At 63.3% G+C, this 18626-nt stretch carries 20 protein-coding genes; 5 read left to right on the forward strand and 15 right to left on the reverse strand.

The features are described from left to right. The first annotated feature begins 71 nt into the window (after positions 1-71). From AK81_RS23650 to AK81_RS23660, 3 genes are all read left to right on the forward strand, one after another. Positions 72-512: a YkvA family protein gene (locus AK81_RS23650; protein WP_043203068.1), complete on the forward strand. Its 441-nt coding sequence runs from the start codon at positions 72-74 to the stop codon at positions 510-512. 110 nt (positions 513-622) lie between these two features. Beyond that, positions 623-961, forward strand: coding sequence for a helix-turn-helix domain-containing protein (locus AK81_RS23655; protein ID WP_016501065.1), 339 nt, complete (start codon positions 623-625; stop codon positions 959-961). Then, the gene (locus AK81_RS23660; RefSeq protein WP_016501064.1) at positions 958-1326 is read left to right on the forward strand and encodes a hypothetical protein; all 369 of its coding nucleotides are present in this window, start codon (positions 958-960) and stop codon (positions 1324-1326) included. Before AK81_RS23655 ends, AK81_RS23660 begins: the two co-directional genes overlap by 4 nt. Positions 1327-1461: 135 nt before the next feature. Here AK81_RS23660 and AK81_RS23665 read toward each other — a convergent pair whose 3' ends face one another. Then, the gene (locus tag AK81_RS23665; protein WP_043203069.1) at positions 1462-2400 is read right to left on the reverse strand and encodes an EAL domain-containing protein; all 939 of its coding nucleotides are present in this window, start codon (positions 2398-2400) and stop codon (positions 1462-1464) included. 118 nt (positions 2401-2518) lie between these two features. Beyond that, on the reverse strand, positions 2519-4600 hold the full coding sequence (locus AK81_RS23670) for a carboxy terminal-processing peptidase (protein WP_193393775.1): 2082 nt from the start codon (positions 4598-4600) through the stop codon (positions 2519-2521). A gap of 140 nt (positions 4601-4740) precedes the next feature. On the opposite strand from AK81_RS23670, the gene AK81_RS23675 reads away from it, so the two are divergent. Further along, positions 4741-5703: an NAD(P)H-quinone oxidoreductase gene (locus AK81_RS23675; protein WP_043203073.1), complete on the forward strand. Its 963-nt coding sequence runs from the start codon at positions 4741-4743 to the stop codon at positions 5701-5703. 113 nt (positions 5704-5816) lie between these two features. Here the strand turns inward: AK81_RS23675 and AK81_RS23680 are convergent, their stop codons facing one another. The 6 genes from AK81_RS23680 to AK81_RS23705 form a co-directional block, all read right to left on the reverse strand. Continuing rightward, complete coding sequence (locus AK81_RS23680) at positions 5817-6470, reverse strand: HAD family hydrolase (protein ID WP_043203075.1); 654 nt, start codon at positions 6468-6470, stop codon at positions 5817-5819. Positions 6471-6484: 14 nt separating this feature from the next. Further along, positions 6485-7474, reverse strand: coding sequence for an ABC transporter ATP-binding protein (locus tag AK81_RS23685; protein WP_043203077.1), 990 nt, complete (start codon positions 7472-7474; stop codon positions 6485-6487). A 1-nt stretch (position 7475) separates the two neighbouring features. Continuing rightward, complete coding sequence (locus AK81_RS23690) at positions 7476-8270, reverse strand: ABC transporter permease (RefSeq protein ID WP_043203079.1); 795 nt, start codon at positions 8268-8270, stop codon at positions 7476-7478. Beyond that, the gene (locus AK81_RS23695) at positions 8260-9111 is read right to left on the reverse strand and encodes an ABC transporter permease (RefSeq protein WP_043203081.1); all 852 of its coding nucleotides are present in this window, start codon (positions 9109-9111) and stop codon (positions 8260-8262) included. The genes AK81_RS23690 and AK81_RS23695 overlap by 11 nt, the downstream gene beginning before the upstream one ends. Beyond that, the gene (locus tag AK81_RS23700; protein WP_043203083.1) at positions 9108-9914 is read right to left on the reverse strand and encodes an alkaline phosphatase family protein; all 807 of its coding nucleotides are present in this window, start codon (positions 9912-9914) and stop codon (positions 9108-9110) included. Before AK81_RS23700 ends, AK81_RS23695 begins: the two co-directional genes overlap by 4 nt. A 129-nt stretch (positions 9915-10043) precedes the next feature. Continuing rightward, entirely contained in the window at positions 10044-11102 is a 1059-nt protein-coding gene (locus AK81_RS23705) for an ABC transporter substrate-binding protein (protein ID WP_043203085.1), read from the reverse strand. 328 nt (positions 11103-11430) lie between these two features. Between AK81_RS23705 and AK81_RS23710 the strand changes: the two genes are divergently transcribed. Then, positions 11431-12144, forward strand: coding sequence for a UTRA domain-containing protein (locus AK81_RS23710; protein ID WP_043203087.1), 714 nt, complete (start codon positions 11431-11433; stop codon positions 12142-12144). 146 nt (positions 12145-12290) lie between these two features. Here AK81_RS23710 and AK81_RS23715 read toward each other — a convergent pair whose 3' ends face one another. The 7 genes from AK81_RS23715 to minC all read right to left on the reverse strand — a co-directional run. Next, entirely contained in the window at positions 12291-14444 is a 2154-nt protein-coding gene (locus AK81_RS23715) for a mechanosensitive ion channel family protein (protein WP_043203100.1), read from the reverse strand. Between the two features lie 44 nt (positions 14445-14488). Then, positions 14489-14656, reverse strand: coding sequence for a hypothetical protein (locus AK81_RS30290; protein ID WP_016501052.1), 168 nt, complete (start codon positions 14654-14656; stop codon positions 14489-14491). 188 nt (positions 14657-14844) lie between these two features. After that, positions 14845-16134, reverse strand: coding sequence for a M18 family aminopeptidase (locus tag AK81_RS23720; RefSeq protein ID WP_043203089.1), 1290 nt, complete (start codon positions 16132-16134; stop codon positions 14845-14847). Positions 16135-16303: 169 nt separating this feature from the next. Further along, a complete protein-coding gene (locus tag AK81_RS23725) occupies positions 16304-16939 on the reverse strand; it encodes an RluA family pseudouridine synthase (protein WP_043203091.1) in 636 nt (211 codons plus the stop codon). Positions 16940-17095: 156 nt separating this feature from the next. Next, positions 17096-17350, reverse strand: coding sequence for a cell division topological specificity factor MinE (gene minE / locus AK81_RS23730; RefSeq protein ID WP_003252572.1), 255 nt, complete (start codon positions 17348-17350; stop codon positions 17096-17098). A gap of 3 nt (positions 17351-17353) precedes the next feature. Further along, on the reverse strand, positions 17354-18166 hold the full coding sequence (minD, locus tag AK81_RS23735; RefSeq protein ID WP_043203092.1) for a septum site-determining protein MinD: 813 nt from the start codon (positions 18164-18166) through the stop codon (positions 17354-17356). Between the two features lie 101 nt (positions 18167-18267). After that, positions 18268-18626, reverse strand: a 359-nt coding sequence (gene minC / locus AK81_RS23740) for a septum site-determining protein MinC (RefSeq protein WP_043203103.1), incomplete at its 5' end; no start/stop codon positions are given.

The raw sequence follows: 18626 nt of genomic DNA on the forward strand, positions 1-18626 counted from the left end.
CTCAGAAACGCGACCCTGTTCACAAGGTTATCCACAATAAATGTGGATAACCTGTTCCGTCTGGAGGCTCCATGAGCGCACCCTGGAATTTTGCCCGTTTCCTGCCCCTGGCTGAGCGCCTGCTCAGCCGTGGCCGGCTGCCGGCCCTGCTCTTTGCAGTGGCTCGCAAAGGCCCGCGCATCGGCCAGTTGCGTGAGGACGTGAAACTGCTTCAGTCGCTGTGCCTGGCGTGGTGGCGTGGCGAATACCGCGCCATCAGCCCCAAGGCCCTGGTCACCATCGTGGCCGGCCTGCTGTATTTCGTCAGCCCCATCGATGCCATCCCCGACTGGCTGCTGGGCGTGGGTTTTCTCGATGACATCGCCGTGCTGGGCTGGGTGCTGAAGACCGTGGCCGACGAACTGGCCCGCTTCAAGGCCTGGCGCGACAGCCAGGCACCCGAGCGGCTGCGGGTGGTCGAGCGCCTGCCGGCTACCCCACAAGCGCTGGGGCTGGAGCGCAATACGCCGTGAAAACAGCCTGAACTGCACTCAACCGGACAGACCCCGGAGTTGGTAATATAATTGGCATAAGGGTTATGCCTACGGATTACATGCTGTAATCCTTTTTTAAGGGGTTTGTAATGGGTATTCAGGTAATTAGCCGGGACGGTCAACCCGAGTACGCAGTCGTTCCCTGGGAGCAGTACCAGGCACTGCTCAAGGCGGCGGGGCAGGCGCCTGCCGAGGCAGTCGTCAGCGAAGAGCCCGGCTCAGCTGCCGTGGCGCCATTGCCGGCGTTCAGCGAAGTGGCGCAGATTCGCCAGGCCAAGGGCATTGCCCCTGAACAACTGGCGCGCAATGTCGGGGTGAGCCCGGCGTATCTGGCCATGATCGAATCGGGCGAACGCCAGCCGGATGCTGCCATCCGCCGCGCCTTGGCCTGGCACCTGGGGGTGGCTGGCTGGAGCGAGCCATCATGAGCCAGGTCAGGATCAGCCGTCAGCACTGGGATAACCTGCTGGGCGAGCTTGACCTGGCCCGTCGTCAACGTCACTTGCTGACCTACCGAGCGCTGATCGAGCGCTTGCAACTGCCCAGCCCTGCCATGCAAACGCTGACCGCTGCGCTGGAGTACCTGGCGGTGCTGGATGCCCGTGCCGAGCAGCCGTTGCGCAGCTCGCTGGTGATCAGCCAGGGCGCCAGCCGCTTGCCGCGCACCGGCTTCTTTGAATGTGTCGAACGGCTGGGGCGGTTTGCCGGGCCGGTCGATGGCATGGAGGCGGCATCGTGGCATGCCTCCGAGGTGGTCCGGGTGTTCGAGTACAGCTACCCCGAAACAGCCTGATTGTTAGCATCAACGCGGTCCTTTGTAGGAGCGGCCTTGTGTCGCGATAGGGCTGCGCAGCAGCCCCAGGGTTTCAGCGTCAACGCATGAATTGCCGGGGCCGCTGTGCGGCCCGATCGCGACACAAGGCCGCTCCTACAGGTACTGCACCGCCGTCAGGGGCAACGCATGCCGGTGGATCAGCCCACAACCCCTGCCATCAGCATCCACCACCTCCAATGCCTCCAGGTGCTGATGCCGCTCAAACAACTCCAGCAACTGCCCAAGCGTCGCATTGAGCCGCACCGTCGGCTGTTCAGCCAGCGGCAGGCTCATCAGCGCCGGTAACGGCCTGCTTTCCCGCACCCCAAGCTCCTGCGGCCGCCCCAACAGGTAACCCTGCACCAGGTCCACCCCCATCTCCCTCAGCACCGCCAGCTCCTCCGCCAGCTCGATGCCTTCGGCAATCACCTGTGCTTTCGACGCCCGGGCAATCTGCAAGATCGAGCCAACGAACTCGCGCTTGAGCGGGTCGCGGTGGATGCCGTCGATGAAGTGGCGGTCGATCTTCACGTATTCGGGGCGCAGCTCCGACCACAGGCGCAAACTCGAATAACCCGCCCCCAGGTCGTCGAGGGCAATCGAGAAACCCATGTCGCGGTAGTGGTGCAGGGCATTGGACAGCAGCTGGAAGTCGTCGGTGGGGGTGTGCTCGGTCAGCTCGATCACCACCCGGCTGGGCGGTAGGCCAACCTGCTCCAGCAGCTTCAGGGTAAGGCCGGACGGGTAGTGTGGCTCCAGCAACGATTCGGGCGAGATGTTGAGAAACAGCTTGCCCTGCAACTGCTGCTCGCTGAAGCGCCGACAGGCACTTTCGCGGCAGGCTGCTTCCAGCTCGGTCAGGCGGCCGGCCTGGCGGGCGATGCTGAACAGGTTCAGTGGTGCATGCAGCGGGCTGTTGGACGGCCCGCGGCTCAGCGCTTCATGGCCGAAAACCCGTTGTTCGCTCAGGCACATGATCGGCTGGAACAGACTGTGAATGCTGCGCTGAGCCAAAATGGCACTCAATGCACTGAGCTGTTCGGCGACGGTCATGACGTATTCCTGAAAATGAAAGGGCCGGGCATCTGCATGCCCGGCCCCCGTATTTCACGACAGCGCGATGACTGTTTGATGACAGCTCACATTATTCTGCCATCACTGCCGCTGCACCTTACTTCTTGGCCACCTTGGTGCTGGCGCTGAGGTAGTCGATCAGGATGCGACCGGTTTCGGACAGGTAGGCGTCGTCTTCCGGCTTGGTGTTTTCATCCTCGACCGGCAACGCGTCCTCGTCCTCTTTCTTCAGCTCTTTGAGCGGCTCTTCACCCTTGGCCTTGCGGCGGACGTTTTCCAGCGCCAGCTGCTTGGCCTCGATATCGTCGTGGCGTGCACGGCGATCCTGCTCGTTGAGGCTGACGGTTTTTTCGGTCATCAGCTTTTGCGTCAGGGCCAGGCGGTCGCGAATGTAGGTGAACTCGGCATCCTTGTCGCTGCGCGCTTCATGCTGTGCCTTGAGCTGGGCCAGGTACGGCTTGAACGGGTCGGCCGCCGGCTTGACCACCGGGCGGATGGTGTCCCACGGCATGGCCTCGGGCAGGGCGCTCTCGCCGATTTCCTTGGTGTCGATGATAGACGGGTAGTCGATATCCGGCAGCACGCCCTGGTGCTGGGTGCTCTGCCCGGAAACCCGGTAGAACTTGGCCAGGGTCAGCTTCAGCTCGCCATGGTTGAGCGGCTGGATGGTCTGTACGGTGCCTTTGCCGAAGGTCTGGCCACCGATGATCAGTGCGCGGTGGTAGTCCTGCATGGCGCCGGCGAAGATCTCCGATGCCGAGGCCGACAGGCGGTTGACCAGCAACGCCAGTGGGCCCTTGTAGAAGGCACCCGGGTTTTCGTCTTCCAGCACGTCGACGCGGCCGTCGCTGTTGCGCACCAGTACGGTCGGGCCTTTCTCGATGAACAGGCTGGTCAGCTCGGTGGCTTCCTGCAGCGAGCCGCCGCCGTTGTTACGCAGGTCGATGACCACGCCGTCGACTTTCTCTTTCTGCAGTTCGGTGAGCAGTTTCTTCACATCACGCGTGGTGCTCTTGTATTCCGGGTCACCAGCGCGGTAGGCCTTGAAGTCGAGGTAGAAGGCCGGGATCTCGATGATGCCCAGTTTGTAGTCACGCCCGTCCTGCTTGAGCTTGAGCACCGACTTTTTCGCCGCCTGCTCTTCAAGTTTCACCGCTTCACGGGTGATCGACACGATCTTGCTGGTCTGGTCGCTCGGTGCATTGCTGGCCGGGATGACTTCCAGGCGTACCACCGAGCCTTTCGGGCCACGGATCAGCTTGACCACTTCGTCCAGGCGCCAGCCGACCACGTCGACCATTTCCTTGTTGCCTTGCGCCACGCCGATGATCTTGTCGGCCGGGGCGACCTGCTTGGTCTTGGCCGCCGGGCCTGCCGGCACCAGGCGCACGATCTTGACCTGGTCGTTGTCGCTTTGCAGCACCGCGCCGATGCCTTCGAGCGACAGGCTCATGTTGATGTCGAAGTTCTCGGCGTTGTCCGGCGACAGGTAGTTGGTGTGCGGGTCGTAGGACTGGGCGAAGGTGTTGATGTAGGCCTGGAAGATGTCCTCGGCACGGGTCTGGTCCAGGCGCGCCAGCTGGTTCTTGTAGCGCTTGGTCAGGGTTTCCTGGATCTGCTTGGGTTCCTTGCCGGCGATCTTCTGGCGCAGCACTTCGTCCTTGACGCGTTTGCGCCACAAGTCGTCGAGCTCGGCCTGGTCCTTCATCCAGGGGGCGTCCTTGCGGTCGATCAGCAAGGTTTCCTTGGCGGTGAAGTCGATCTTGTCCACGCCTTTGTTCAGCTCGGCCAGGGCGAAGTCCAGGCGCTGCTTGACGCGGTCCAGGTAGCGTTTGTAGATGGTGAAGCCCGGGTCCAGGTTACCGCTCTTGAGGAAATCGTCGAATTGCGTTTTCCATTTGTCGAATTCGGCAATGTCGGCCGCGGTGAAGTAGCTGCGCGCCGGGTCCAGCAGCTTGATGTAGCTGTCGTAGATGATGACCGAACGGGCGTCGTCCAGCGGCGGCTTGCTGTAGTGGTGGCGCTTGAGCAATTCCACCACGTTGAGGCTGGCGACGATCTCGTCGCGGTCCGGCTGCAGGCCGTCCCACTTGTTGGCGGCCGCTGCATTGCCGCCGAGCGTGAGGCTGCCCAGGCCGATCATTACAGCGAGGGCGGTGCTTGGGAGGAAATGCTTCATGCTGATTCGACGTGGAGGCAATTGATCACGCATAGTAGGCCGTCTTTTCCGTTGCCGGTTCCATGGAACCGGGCAAATACTGCAAAAAGCCTGGGGTGTGCGTTCCCCAGGCCCAGTCATGATTCAACTATGGAGGCACTGTGAAGGCATTGCAAGGCGTTGACGGACATGTGGAGTGGGTCGAGGCCGAGCGCCCGGCCTGTGACGCGGGCCAAGTGCGCATTCGCGTGGCTGCTGCGGGCCTGAACCGCGCCGATCTGCTGCAAATGAAAGGTTTGTACCCGCCACCGCCAGGCGCCAGCCCGTACATGGGCCTTGAATGCGCCGGTGTGGTCGAGGAAGTGGGTGCCGGCGCCGACTGGCGGGTGGGCGACCGGGTGTGCGCACTGCTGGCCAGCGGCGCCATGGCCGAGGAAGTGGTGGTCGATGCCCGTCATGTACTGCCGGTGCCCGAAGGACTCAGCCTGCATGAAGCGGCAGCGTTGCCGGAGGTGTACGCCACCGCCTGGCTTAACATCTTCCAGCTCGGTGCTGTGAAGGCTGGCGAGAAGGTACTGGTGCACGCTGGCGCCAGTGGTGTTGGCTCAGCCGCCATCCAGTTGTGCAAGGCTTTCGGCAGCCCGGTGTGGGTCAGCGTCGGTTCGCCGGACCGCCTGGCCTATTGCGAAGCACTGGGCGCTGCGGGTGGCGTGGTACGCAACGAGAACCTGGATGCCCTGGAAGGTTTCGGGCCGTTCGACGTGATTCTCGACCCGGTGGGTGCCAGCTACGGCGAGCTCAACCTCAAGCTGCTGGCCCGTGACGGCCGTTGGGTGATCATCGGCCTGATGGGCGGGCGCAAGTTCGAGCTGGACCTGGCCCAGGTGCTGGCCAAGCGCCTGGAGATTACCGGCTCTACGCTGCGCAACCGGGATGACGGCTTCAAGGCCGAGTTGCTGCGCGAGCTGCAACAGCAGGTGTGGCCGCTGTTCGCAGAAGGGCGTTTGTCGCCGCAGCTGGTCGATACCTACCCGGTGGCATTTGCCCAGGCGGCGTATGCCGCGCTTGAGAGCAACCAGGTCTCGGGTAAGTTGGTGATGGTGATCGACCCTAGCCTTTCATAAGCAGGCCCGGCCCTTTCGCGGGCGCGCCCGCTCCCACAGGGATCCCGAAGTGTTCGAACTTGTGGTGATCCCTGTGGGAGCGGGCGTGCCCGCGAAAGGGCCCACCCAAATCTTCAGGACCAGCTCAGGATCGGCCAGCCATTGGTCTGGGCATGCTCGCGCAACACCGCATCCGGGTTCACCACATGCGGGTGATCCACCTTCAGCAACAGCGGCAGGTCATTGCGTGAATCGGAATAGAAACTCGCGCCCTCCAGGTTCTCCTGCTCCTGATCCAGCCACTCCAGCAGCCGGGTGATCTTGCCCTCGCGGTAGGTCAGCACCCCGTGGGTCTTGCCCGTATACACCCCGTTCACCGCCTCCAGCTCGATCGCCAGGTATTCATCTACCCCCAGGCGCGCCGCAATCGGCCCGACCAGGTGCGTCCCCGAAGCGGAAATGATCACAATGCGGTCCCCGCGCTTGCGGTGCTCGGCAATGCAGCGGCAGGCGTCGCCGTAGATGATCGGCTCGATCACCTCTTCGACCCACGGCTCAACCAGATGCTCGACCTCCTCCAGGGTACGCCCGGCCATCGGCTCCAGGCTGAAGGCCATGTAGTCCTCCATCTGCAGGTGGCCCTTGCCGTAGGCCTCCATCAGCTCACGATCGCGGCGCAGGAAGTCCTTGCCGTCGACCCAGCCCAGCCGGGCCATCTGCTCGCTCCACAGCGACGCACAGTCCCCGTGGATCAGGGTTTCGTCCAGATCGAAAATTGCCAGTGCCATTGTGTTGAATCTCCTTAAGCCACTTCCCGCAGCGCTGTCGGGTCGATCGACAAGCTAACCCGTTTTCCGTCCGCGTGCAGGTCGGCCGGCGAGCGGTTGAGCACATCGACCACCAACTCCACCTCGCGCACGTTTACGCGGTAGCGAATCACATTGCCCAGCAGGCTGTGGCTGCGTACTTCTGCGTCCAGTTCGCCATTCACGCTCAGGGTGATCGACTCCGGGCGGATCGCCAGCCGGCTGGCCACCGGGCGTTGCAGCAGGCGGCTGGCGCTGTCGGCGTCGAGCAGGTTGTAGTTGCCGATAAAGCCGGCGGCAAACAGGTCCACAGGCGCTGTGTAGAGGGTTTCGGCATCGCCGCTCTGGACGATACGCCCCTGGTTCATCAGGAAGATACGGTCGGAGAGGGTCAGCGCTTCTTCCTGATCGTGGGTGACAAAGATGGTGGTCAGCCCCAGCTCGCGCTGGATGGCACGAATCTGCTCGCGCAGGTGTTTGCGAATACGCGCATCCAGTGCCGACAGCGGCTCGTCGAGCAGCAGCAGGCGTGGGCGGGTAACCAGCGAGCGGGCCAGGGCCACGCGCTGGCACTGGCCGCCAGACAACTGGTGCGGGTAGCGCCCGGCAAAGTTGCCCAGCTCCACCAGCGCCAGTACCTCGCGTACCCGGGCCTGGCTTTCGTCGGCCTTGACCTTCTGCATGCGCAGGCCAAAGGCCACGTTCTGTTCCACGGTCATGTTGGGGAACAGCGCGTAGCTCTGGAACACCATGCCGATGCCACGCTTTTGCGGGCTCAGCGGCACGATGTCGTGGCCGTCGAGGAGGATCTGCCCGCTGTCCACCGGGGTAAGCCCGGCGATGCAGCGCAGCAGGGTGGACTTGCCGCAGCCGGACGGGCCTAGCAGGGTAACGAACTCGCCGCGTTCGATGTGGCAGTCGATGTTTTCGAACACCGGGCTGCCGGCGTAGCTTTTCTGCAGTTTCTGTACGCTGACGAAGCTCATGTCAGGTCTTGTCCTTGTTCAGGCGGTTGGCGACCCAGGTCAGTACCAGCACAAAGGCGAAGTACGAGATCACCAGTGCGCTGTTGAAGTGGCCGCTGCTGTTGCGCATGTTGTTCAGGTACACCTGCAGGGTCTCGTAGCGGGTGCCGACCAGCAGGTTGGCGAACACGAACTCGCCGAACAGGAACGAGAACGACAGCAGCAGCGCTACCATCAGGCCCTTGCGCAGGTTGGGCAGCACCACCAGCAGCGCGGCCTGCCAGGTGCTGGCCCCGAGCAGCTGGGCGGCGTCCATCAGGTCGCGCAGGTTGATTGCCTGCAGGTTGTTGGTAATGGCCCGGTACATGAACGGCAGGGCGATGGTGAAATAGCAGCCGATCAGGATCCACGGCGTGCCGACCATGGCCATCGGCCCGCTGCCATACAGCTGCAGCAGCCCCACCGACGACACCACCGGCGGTACCGCGAATGGCAGCAGGATGAGGATGTTCATCAGCGCGTCGAGCCGCGGGAAGTGGTAGTGCACCACGAACAGCAGCGGCAAAATGAGCACCACCGACAGCAGCAGCGCGCCCATGCACACCAGCAGCGACTGGCCGAACGCAGCCAGGAAGCGCGGCTCGCTCCACAGTGCCACGTACCATTTCAGGGTCAGGCCGCTGGGCAGCAGGCTGGCCGACCAGCTGGTGGCCAGCGAGTAGAGCAGGGTGCCGGCCAGTGGCAGCAGCAGGATCAGGAGCAGCAGGTAGACCACGATGCGGTGGTACCAGCCGCCGGAACGGGTGTCAGCGCGCATGGTAGCTCCGTTTCAGTAGCCATTGATGCACCACCGTGACCAGCGTCATCAGCCCCACCAGCACCATCGCCAGGGCGCTGGCCAGGTTGGGGTCGAGGCTGATGTCGCCGGCCACCAGGCCTGCGATGCGGATCGGCAGTACGTTGAAATTGCCGGTGGTCAACGCGTACACGGTGGCGTAGGCGCCCAGGGCGTTGGCCAGCAGGATGACGAAGGTGCCCAGCAGTGCCGGCGTGAGTACGGGAAGGCCGATGTGCCGCCAGTATTGCCAGTGGTTGGCACCGAGCAGCGCGGCCGACTCGCGCCAGTCTTCACGCAGGGCGTCGAAAGCGGGGTAGAGCAGCAACACGCCCAGCGGGATCTGGAAGTAGGTGTACACCAGGATCAGCCCGCTTTTGGAGTAGATGCTGAAGTCTTCCAGCAGGCCGATCTGCTTCAGCAGCAGCGTCAGCGCGCCATTGAAACCGAGCAGGATGATGAAGGCGAAGGCCAGCGGCACCCCGGTAAAGTTGCTGGTCATGTTGGCGAAGGCGCTGACGAAGTCGCGCAGTTTCGAGTCCACCTGGCGCAGCGAATAGGCGCCAAGGGTGGCGATGATGATGCCGAACAGGCTCGACCAGAAACTGATCTCCAGGCTGCGTTGCAGGGCCTGCAGGTAGAACTTCGAGCTGAATACCTTGCTGAAATTCTCGACGCCCCAGCCGGCTTCCGATTGCACGCTGTTGATCGCCACCCAGGCCAGCGGGGCAATCTGGAAAACGACAAAGAACACGGCAAACGGCAGCAGGCAGAGCAGGGCCAGGTAGCGGCCACGGGCGCCGCTGCGCTTGGGTGCAGTCACTTCAGCAGCTCCCGGCACACGGTCTTGTCGTGGGCAGCGCCAAGCAGCTCGCACATGGTGCCGCACAGCTCGGTCTGCAACGGCTTGGCCGCCGGGTCCAGGCTGAAGGCGTCGCCAAAGACGAACAGCGGCACTTCGCGCTCCTCGGCGAGCAGGCCGTTGTGCGAGCGGTCGTTGTTCATGCCGTGGTCGGCGGTGACCAGCACCTGATAGCCCTCTTCGAGCCAGCCGGGCAGGTAGTCGGCCAGCAGGATGTCGACACTGCGGGCGGCGTTGCGGTACTGGCTGCTGTCCAGTCCGTGGCGGTGGCCGACATCGTCGACGCTCATCGGGTGCACCAGCAGGAAGTTGGGGGCATGGCGGCGGCGCAGGTATTCGCCATCGGCCAGCAGGTGCGAATCGGGGTAGCGGTCGTCCCAGTAGAACAGCCCGTGCTGGATAGGCAGCTTCGGCGCGTGGGTGTGGCGGTCGCGCTGCGGGTCGAAGGGCGAGCGGTTGTACAGTTCGCTCATCCAGTGATAAGCCGCCGCTGCGGTGCCCAGGTTGGCTTCGCGTGCGTAGTGGAACACGCTGCGCTGGTTGGACAGGCGGTTGACGTTGTTGTGCACGATGCCGCTGTTGATGGGCGGCACGCCGGTGAGGATGCACTCGTACAGCGGCCGTGACAGCGACGGCAGCTCGCATTCCACGCGGTACAGCGCGGCGCGGTCGGCCTCGACATAGGCATGCAGGTGGCCCATGGCGTGGTGGGCGACCTGGTAGTTGAGGCCGTCGAGCAGGACCAGGATGACGTTGTGTTGCATGGTGGCTCCAGTCATAAACCGCGTTGGCTTCTTCGCGGGCACGCCCGCTCCCACAGGGTTTTGCACGGTCCCTGTGGGAGCGGGCGTGCCCGCGAAAGGGCCGGGTCAGGCACTAGATAAGCTAGCCCCTTACTCCATCTCGATGATCACTTGCTCCTGCCACATCTGCGGCAGTTTCTTCGAGGTGGCTTCCCAGGCTTCGGCATTCTTGATCGGCTGGGCTGCACCGTACTGCTCGTTGGGCAGCAGCTTGGCCTGCACGTCCGCCGGCAGCTTCAGGTGCTCGGCACGGATTGGCCGGGCGTGCCCCTTGGCCAGGTTGGTCTGCCCGGCATCGCTGAAGATGTATTCACGGGTCAGTTTGGCCGCGTTCGGGTGCTTGGCGTACTTGTTGATGATGGTGGTATAGCCCGAGGTGATCGAACCGTCCGACGGGATCAGCACTTCAAAGCGTTTGGGGTCGATCTGCTCGCGGTAGCTCAGGCCGTTGAAGTCCCACACCACGCCCACTTCCACCTCGCCCTTCTCCAGGGTCTGGATGGTCGGGTTGGCCAGCGACAGGCGCTTCTGCTGGGCCAGTTTGGTGAACAGTTGCAGGCCCGGCGCCACGTTGCTTTCGTCGCCTTTGTAGGCGATGGCGGCGGCAAGCACGCCGTTGGCGGCCTGGGCGGCAGTGCCGACGTCGCCGATGGCGACTTTGTACTTGCCTTTTTCCAGGTCATGCCAGGTTTTCGGCCGTTCCTCTTCCTTGACCAGGTCCTTGTTGATGATGAAGGCGATGGTACCGGTATAGGCCAGCGCCCAGTGGCCGTCCTTGTCCTTGGCCCACTCCGGCACCTGGTCCCAGGTGCTTGGCTTGTACGGCTGGCTCACGCCCTTGGTCACGGCGATTGGGCCGAAGGCGGCGCCCACGTCACCGATGTCGGCGCTGGCGTTGTCCTTCTCGGCGTCGAATTTGGCAATTTCCTGGGCCGAGCTCATGTCGGTGTCGCTGTGCTTGAGGCCGTACTTGCTGGCCAGGTCTTCCCAGGTGCCTTTCCAGTTGGCCCAGGCATCGGGCATGCCCACGCTATTGACGGTGCCTTCCTTGCGGGCGGCATCTTCCAGGGCCTTGAGGTCCTCGGCCATGGCCGAGGTACAGAACGCGATGGCCGAACCGAGCAGTGACGCCATGAACAACTTTTTCATCCGTAGCTCCTTGGGTGGGTGCCTTTAACCGATCATTGTTATGAGTGAAACCGTTGCCTGGAACCTTTGGTCTAGGTCAGCAAACCTTGAGCCAAGGTAGGCCGCTTGCGTGACAATTTGATGTAGGGAAGGGCCCCTGCAGGTGGCTGCGGGCTCCTGGCAATACAGCGTAGACCATGGTGAACCCCCGGTTTTGCGGGGCTGGCCCGATTCTGGCAGTACCTCGTGCGCAGCCGTGTCACAGGATGTTCATCAGCCCTGCCTAGGCTTGCACTATTCTCCAAGTGCCCTGTTCTGGGGCTGGACTAGTCCAGATAGGTAACCATTGATGCAGCCGATGCCACCGCGTGCGGTAACAGCCATCTGCCATGCCCTGCAGGAGCAGATCGAGCACGGCCTGCTGGCGCCGGGCGGCAAGCTGCCGGCCGAGCGTAAGCTTAGCGAGGTGTTCGACACCACGCGCATCACCCTGCGCGAGGCGCTGGCGCAGCTGGAGGCCGAGGGCCTGATCTACCGCGAAGAGCGGCGCGGCTGGTTCGTCGCGCCCGAGCGGCTGACCTACGACCTGATCGAGCGCAGTCATTTCCATGCCATGGTGCGCGACCAGGGCCGTGTGGCCAGTACCGAACTGCTGTCCGCACGGCTGCAGCCGGCTTCGGCGGCCATCTGTGCGCGCTTGCAGCTACCGGCCTTGTCCAGTGTGGTGCGTATCTGCCGGTTACGGCGGATTGACGGGCGGGCAGTGCTGTATGCCGAGCATTACCTCAACCCCCGGTACTTTCCGGACATTCTCGAGCAGGACCTGGCGCAGTCGCTGACCGAGATTTATGGGCGGGTGTACGGCATCCGGTATGGGCAGGTGTGTTTCGAGATCCTGCCGACGGCGTTGCCGGTGGAGGCAGCGGCGGCATTGAAGGTGTCGGTGGGCAGCCCGGGCTTGCACATCACCCGGGTCAACAGCGACCAGCATGGGCACCTGATCGACTGTGACCTGGAGTATTGGCGGCACGATGCGATCCGCATCCGCGCTCAGGCTGGATGAGGTGTTGGCTTGTTCGCGGGCTCGCCCGCTCCCACAGGTCCATCACAAGCCTTGAGCCCTGTGCAGCATCTGTGCTCCCACAGGTCCATCACAGGCCTTGAGCCTTGTGCAGCACCTGTGGGAGCGGGCAAGCCCGCGAAGAGGCCCTAACTGGAGGAACCGGCCTCTGTCATCCCACCGCCCCCGGCAGTCACCACCTGCACTGACAACCGTGGTGTTGCCAAATCCAGCCCCGCCTCATCGAGTTGCCGCTTCAGCGCCAGGTTGAACGCCCGCGACACCTCCCACTGTTTGATCGGCGCGGTCTTGAACCGGGCCCGCAAGATCGCCGACCCCGACTCGAAACTTTCCACCCCCTGCAGCTCCAGCGGCGACCAGATGTTGCGGCGCATCAGCGGGTCGTTGCGCAGCTTTTGCCCTACCTCGCGAACCAGCGTGATCGCCCGGTCAATGCTCATGTTGTGCGGGATGGCCACACGGAAGATGGCGTAGCCGAACTCCCGCGAGTAGTTCTTGATGCTCTTGATCTCGCTGAACGGGATGGTGTGCACGATGCCGTCGATGTCCCGCAGGCGTACGGTACGGATGGTCAGCCCCTCCACCGTACCCAGGTGCCCGCCCACGTCCACGTAGTCGTCGATGGCCAGCGAGTCTTCGATGATGATGAACAACCCGGTGATCAGGTCGGCCACCAGCGATTGCGCGCCAAAGCCGATGGCCAGGCCGATCACGCCTGCACCGGCCAGCAGCGGGGTCACGTTCATGCCCATGTTGGCCAGGGCTACGATCACCGCAATGATGAAGATGACCACGAACAGCACGTTGCGGATCAGCGGCATCATGGTTTGCGCGCGGGCGTTGGCCAGGCCCCGGCGCGAGCGCACCAGGGCGTGGTGCACGGCCGTGTCGGCAAGGATCCACACCAGCCAGGCGACGATCAGCGTGCCGGCCAGGCCCAGCAGGCGCAGGCTGACTTCGTGGCCGTCGCCCTCGGCGAAGCTGATCATCGACAGGCCCCACACCCGCAGGCCCAGTTCGATGAACACCAGCCAGATGAACAGGTGCACCAGCAGGTAGCCGAAGTTGCGCAGGCGTTCGGCATACACCGCCTGGCGTTTGTTGGCGCGTTTGGGGTTGGCGGCGTGGCGGCGCACCAGGCCGTTGAGCACCATGCACACCACCACCAGCACGGTGCACATCAGCGACTGGCGCAGGGCGGTGCTGGTGTCGCCGGCCGAGACGAAGGTGGCGAACAGCGAGATGGCCACCAGGATCAGCGCCGGGATGAACCAGAAGCTGCCGAGAATCTCGATGGTGTCGCTGAGGGTGCGGCGGGTCAGGCGCCGCGCCAGCGGCTGGTTGCGGATCAGGTGGGCGATCGGGCGGCGGAAGCGCAGGATGAACAGCCCGGTGCACAGCGCGGCGATGACGTTGGCCAGGGTCGCCAGGGCATGGGCCAGGTGGGTCCCCAGTGCCACCAGCATGCGCGGGTCGCTCATGGCCTCGCCAAACGCAGCAAAGCTGCCGATCAGCCACAGCGGGCGGAATGCCTGGTGCCGCAGAATGTGCAGGGCGCGGTGGCGGTGCGGGCCATCGAGCAGCGAGAAGGCGATCACGCAGATGGCCGAGAAGCAGGTTCCGACCACCAGCGCGTAGGCCAGCACCATGGCCAGCGACTTACCCAGCGACGGCGGCAGCACAAAGCTCAGGTACACGGTGAACACCAGCGCCACCAGCCACGGGCCAAGCTTGCGCAGGGCAAAGCGCACCAGGTCCCAGGTGCGGGGGTGCTGGGGCAGTTCTTCGCTCAGGCCAAAGCGCAGGCGTATCCGGTGGCCGACCCAGTTGAAGGCGTAGGCCAGCACGCTCCACACGGCAATGACGGCGGCAAAGCCGAACAGGATCGCCGGCCACTGGTGCACCGGCACCATCAGCTCGGTCAGTTCGGCCTGGGCTTGTTCGATTTCCGTAGACCAGCGGTGGAACGGGCTGGCATCGCCGCTGAACTGTTTTTCGAAATCATGCAGGGCGCCGCCGATCAGGCCGAGCACGCCCTGTTCCACGCTGGGTTGTGATTGCTTGGTGGCGTCGCGCAGCTTTTTCAGGTCGGCCAGCAGCTTGGCCCGCTGCTGGTCGTTTTCAAGGTTCTTGATCACTTCGTCCAGCGACTTGCCCAGCGGCTCGGTGGCCTCCGGTTGCGCGGGCGCACTGCCGCCCAGCAGGCCGGGCAGGCCCGCCGCCTGTACCGGTGTGATGAACAAAAACAGCAGCAGGAACAGGTAACGCAGGAGGGCAGGCACTGGCAAATCTACCTCAGGTCAAACGATTGACCGAGTGTAGAGGTTTATGTCGGCAGTTTCTCGAGGATCTTCCAGCAGGTGAGGCCGAAGATGCCCAAGGTGCCGATCCACATCATCAGCACACCGATATTGCGCTCGCGCATGCTGAAGCCGATGGTCAGCAGCATCAGGAACAGGAACACCGGCACGAACAGGGACAGAAACGGGGACATGGACAGCAATCCTTTTGCAGTGGGGCCATGTAACAAGCATAGCGCTTGGCAAGCGAGGCGGGATTGACCTTGAGCAGGCCCGGCCTCTTCGCGGGCTTGCCCGCTCCCACAGGGTCAGAGCAGTTCCCTAAGGTTGTGCGGTCCCTGTGGGAGCGGGCGAGCCCGCGAAGAGGCCGGGCCTGCTTACATCAAGGCAGCTCGCGGCTACGGTAGAAGGCAGTCAGCACCTTCACCAAGTGCGCCAGGTCATGGCTGCCGCACAGCTCGCGAATGGAATGCATGGCAAAGGTCGGCAAGCCGATATCCACCGTGCGCACGCCCAAGTGGCTGGCAGTAATCGGCCCAATGGTTGAGCCACAGCCCATGTCGCTGCGCACCACAAAGCTTTGCACCGGCACTTCCTCGGCCATGCACAGGTGGCGGAAGAAACCGGCAGTTTCGCTGTTGGTGGCGTAGCGCTGGTTGTTGTTCACCTTGATCACCGGCCCGGCATTAAGCTTGGGCCCGTGGTTGCCGTCGTGCTTGTCGGCGTAGTTGGGGTGCACGCCGTGGGCGTTGTCTGCCGACACCATCAGCGAGCGCTGGAGGGTCCGTACGTAGGCGTCGCCATCGGGCAGCAGGCGCTGCAGGGTCTGCTCCAGCATCGGGCCGTCGGCGCCGCAGGCCGAGCTGCTGCCGACTTCTTCGTGGTCGTTGCACACCAGCACGCTGGTTTCGTCGCTGTCAGCGGCCAGCAGGGCTTGCAGGCCGGCGTAGCACGACAGCAGGTTGTCCAGGCGGGCCCCGGCGATGAAGTCGCCGTTCAAGCCGACCAGCGCAGCGTCCTGGGTGTCGTAGAAGCTCAGTTCGTAATCCAGCACCACGTCGGCGATCAACTCGTGCTCGCGGGCCAGTTGCTCGGTAAGCAGGGCGCGGAAGTCGATGCGTTCGTCACCCGCGACCTGGGCCAGGATGGGCGGCAGCTCGTTCTGCGGGTTGATCGCCCAACCTTCATTGGCGGTGCGGTTCAGGTGGATGGCCAGGTTGGGGATGATCGCGATCGGCAGCTTGAAGTCGATCAGCTGGCTTTCAACCTTGCCGTCACGGCGGTAGGTGACCCGGCCTGCCAAGGACAGGTCGCGGTCGAACCAAGGCGCCAGCAGGGCGCCGCCATACACTTCCACACCCAGTTGCAGGAAGCCGTGGCGCTGCAGCTCGGGCTGCGGCTTGACCCGTAGGCACGGGCTGTCGGTGTGGGCACCGACCATGCGGATACCGTTCAGCAACGGTGCCTGCTTGCCCAGTTTGATGGCGATGATCGACGAGTCGTTGCGGGTGACGTAGTAGCGGCCGCCAGGCACAGTGGCCCAGCTGTCACGCTCGTCCAGGCGCTGATAGCCGGCAGCTTCAAGGCGCTGGGCCAGGCTGGCGGTGGCATGGAAGGGCGTGGGGGAGGCCTTGAGGAAATCGATAAGGCCAGAATTCAGTTCGTCGCGCATAGCTCACTCCAGACAGCAGTGGCGCGAGTTTAACGCACAATGTCGACAATTTGTGTCTGCCTCTTCGCGGGCTTGCCCGCTCCCACAGGTACCGCACACATTTCCAGTGCAGTGTCATCCCTGTGGGAGCGGGCGAGCCCGCGAAGAGGCCGGGGCGGCCAGCCGAAAATCAGAAGGGCGCAGGGCACTCGAACTTCAACCGCTCCCCGGACACCGGGTGGGTGAAGCTCAACATGGAGGCATGCAGGCACAGCCGCTCATGGGCTGCCAGCGCCTCGGGGTTGGCATACAGCCGGTCACCCAGCAGCGGGTGGCCGATCGACAGCATGTGCACGCGCAACTGGTGCGAGCGCCCGGTGATCGGCGTCAGTTCTACCCGGCAGTAGTCGCCGCAGCGCTCGACGATGCGCCAGAACGTCAGCGCATGCTTGCCCTGCTCGTGGTCCACCACATGCCGTGGCTTGGTTGGCGGGTCGTAGCGCAGCGGCAGGTCGATGCTGCCGCTGTCCAGTGCCGGTTGGCTCCAGCACAGTGCGGTGTAGGCCTTTTCGGTTTCGCGGTCGTGGAACTGGCGCGACAGCTCGCGGTGGCTGTCGGCATCACGGGCCAGCAGGATGATGCCGGAGGTTTCCCAGTCCAGACGGTGCACGATCAGCGCGTCGGGGTAGCCGTTTTCCTGCAGTCGGGTGATCAGGCAGTCCTTGTTGTCCTCGGCACGGCCAGGCACCGACAGCAGCAGGGTCGGTTTGTTGATCACCAGGATGGCGGCGTCTTCGTGCAGGATCTGGATATTGGACAGCGGCATTGCGTGGTCTCTGTTAAATCGCGGGAAAGCTATTGGGGCCGCTTTGCGGCCCATCGCGACACGAGGCCGCTCCTACAGGGAAATGCGTAACCCCTGTAGGAGCGGCCTCGTGTCGCGATGGGCTGCAAAGCAGCCCCAAATTGCCGGTAGCGCGGATCAGCGATCCGGCAGGGTAATGTTCAGCTCCAGAATCGAGCAGCTGCCCTGGTTTTCCAGCTCGATATGCACGTCATCGTTGCCGATGTTCACATACTTGCGGATCACTTCCAGCAGTTCTTTCTGCAGCGCCGGCAGGTAGTCCGGCTCGCTGCGTTGGCCGCGCTCGTGCGCCACGATGATCTGTAGACGCTCTTTCGCTACCGACGCGCTGGTCTGTTTCTGTCTGCCACGAAAGAAGTCAAAAAGGTTCATGGTTTACTTGCCTCCAAACAGGCGCGCGAAGAATCCTTGCTTCGGCACTTCAACAAAACGCAGGGGTTTGTCTTTCCCCAGCAGGCGGTCGACGGTGTCGCTATACGCCAGGCCAGCATCGCTCTGGTCGTCGAGGATGACCGGGATACCTTGGTTGGAGGCCTTGAGCACAGCCTGGGACTCAGGGATCACACCCTTGAGCTTGATCGCCAGGATGTCGGTGACGTCGTCGATGCTCAGCATTTCGCCGTTGACGACGCGCTCTGGGTTGTAGCGAGTGATCAGCAGGTGTTCCTTGATCGGCTCCTCGCCCTTTTCGGAGCGGCGCGATTTGCTCGACAGGATACCCAGCATGCGGTCCGAGTCACGTACCGAAGACACCTCAGGGTTGGTCACCACGATGGCTTCGTCGGCGAAGTACATCGCCAGGTGTGCACCTTTCTCGATACCCGCCGGGGAGTCGCAGATGACGTATTCGAAGTCTTCTTTCAACGCCATCAGCACCTTCTCGACGCCTTCCAGGGTCAGCGCGTCTTTATCGCGGGTCTGGCTGGCGGCAAGTACATACAGGTTCTCGAGGCGCTTGTCCTTGATCAGGGCCTGCTGCAGGTTGGCTTCTTCGTTGACCACGTTGACGAAGTCGTACACCACGCGGCGTTCGCAGCCCATGATCAGGTCGAGGTTACGCAGGCCCACGTCGAAGTCGACGATGACGGTCTTGTGGCCACGCAGTGCGAGGCCGGTACCAATGGCGGCGCTGGTGGTGGTCTTGCCCACACCCCCTTTGCCGGAAGTAACCACGAGAATCTTGGCCAAGGTGTTTCACCCCTAAAATAAGTCGGGACATGTGTCCCGGCAAAAAGCAAAAAAACGGCAACAGTTAAAAAAGTTGCTCTGAAAATGACGGCAAGTATCCGTTAAAGACGGGTGATGTTCAACACATCACCGGACAGGCTGACTTGCACACCGGTACCCCACAGCGGGTCGCGGCGCAGGTCTTCGCAAACCTTGTACTGGCCGGCGATGGAGACCATTTCGGCAGTCATGTGCTGGCAGAAGATGCGCGCCTTGGTATTGCCTTTGATGCCCGCCAGGGCCCGGCCGCGCATGGCGCCGTACACATGGATATTGCCATCGGCCAGAAGTTCCGCGCCCGGGCTGACCGAGGCGGTAACGATCAGGTCGCCACCTTGAGCATAGATCTGCTGGCCACCGCGCACCGGCGAAGTGATGATGCGGGTGGGGCGCACCTCGGGCTCGGGGGCGGGTGCTGGCG

The organism is Pseudomonas putida W15Oct28, assembly GCF_000708715.2.
GTDB classification, from domain to species: Bacteria; Pseudomonadota; Gammaproteobacteria; order Pseudomonadales; family Pseudomonadaceae; genus Aquipseudomonas; species Aquipseudomonas putida_R.

Coding starts and splice junctions, on each gene's coding strand:
- AK81_RS23700 (WP_043203083.1), bottom strand. CDS start 9,914: ATGCAACACAACGTCATCCTGGTCCTGCTCGACGGCCTCAACTACCAG.
- AK81_RS23665 (WP_043203069.1), bottom strand. CDS start 2,400: ATGACCGTCGCCGAACAGCTCAGTGCATTGAGTGCCATTTTGGCTCAG.
- AK81_RS23655 (WP_016501065.1), top strand. CDS start 623: ATGGGTATTCAGGTAATTAGCCGGGACGGTCAACCCGAGTACGCAGTC.
- AK81_RS23670 (WP_193393775.1), bottom strand. CDS start 4,600: ATGAAGCATTTCCTCCCAAGCACCGCCCTCGCTGTAATGATCGGCCTG.
- AK81_RS23650 (WP_043203068.1), top strand. CDS start 72: ATGAGCGCACCCTGGAATTTTGCCCGTTTCCTGCCCCTGGCTGAGCGC.
- AK81_RS23685 (WP_043203077.1), bottom strand. CDS start 7,474: ATGAGCTTCGTCAGCGTACAGAAACTGCAGAAAAGCTACGCCGGCAGC.
- AK81_RS23680 (WP_043203075.1), bottom strand. CDS start 6,470: ATGGCACTGGCAATTTTCGATCTGGACGAAACCCTGATCCACGGGGAC.
- AK81_RS23690 (WP_043203079.1), bottom strand. CDS start 8,270: ATGCGCGCTGACACCCGTTCCGGCGGCTGGTACCACCGCATCGTGGTC.
- AK81_RS23660 (WP_016501064.1), top strand. CDS start 958: ATGAGCCAGGTCAGGATCAGCCGTCAGCACTGGGATAACCTGCTGGGC.
- AK81_RS23705 (WP_043203085.1), bottom strand. CDS start 11,102: ATGAAAAAGTTGTTCATGGCGTCACTGCTCGGTTCGGCCATCGCGTTC.
- AK81_RS23720 (WP_043203089.1), bottom strand. CDS start 16,134: ATGCGCGACGAACTGAATTCTGGCCTTATCGATTTCCTCAAGGCCTCC.
- AK81_RS23710 (WP_043203087.1), top strand. CDS start 11,431: ATGCAGCCGATGCCACCGCGTGCGGTAACAGCCATCTGCCATGCCCTG.
- AK81_RS23725 (WP_043203091.1), bottom strand. CDS start 16,939: ATGCCGCTGTCCAATATCCAGATCCTGCACGAAGACGCCGCCATCCTG.
- minE (WP_003252572.1), bottom strand. CDS start 17,350: ATGAACCTTTTTGACTTCTTTCGTGGCAGACAGAAACAGACCAGCGCG.
- AK81_RS30290 (WP_016501052.1), bottom strand. CDS start 14,656: ATGTCCCCGTTTCTGTCCCTGTTCGTGCCGGTGTTCCTGTTCCTGATG.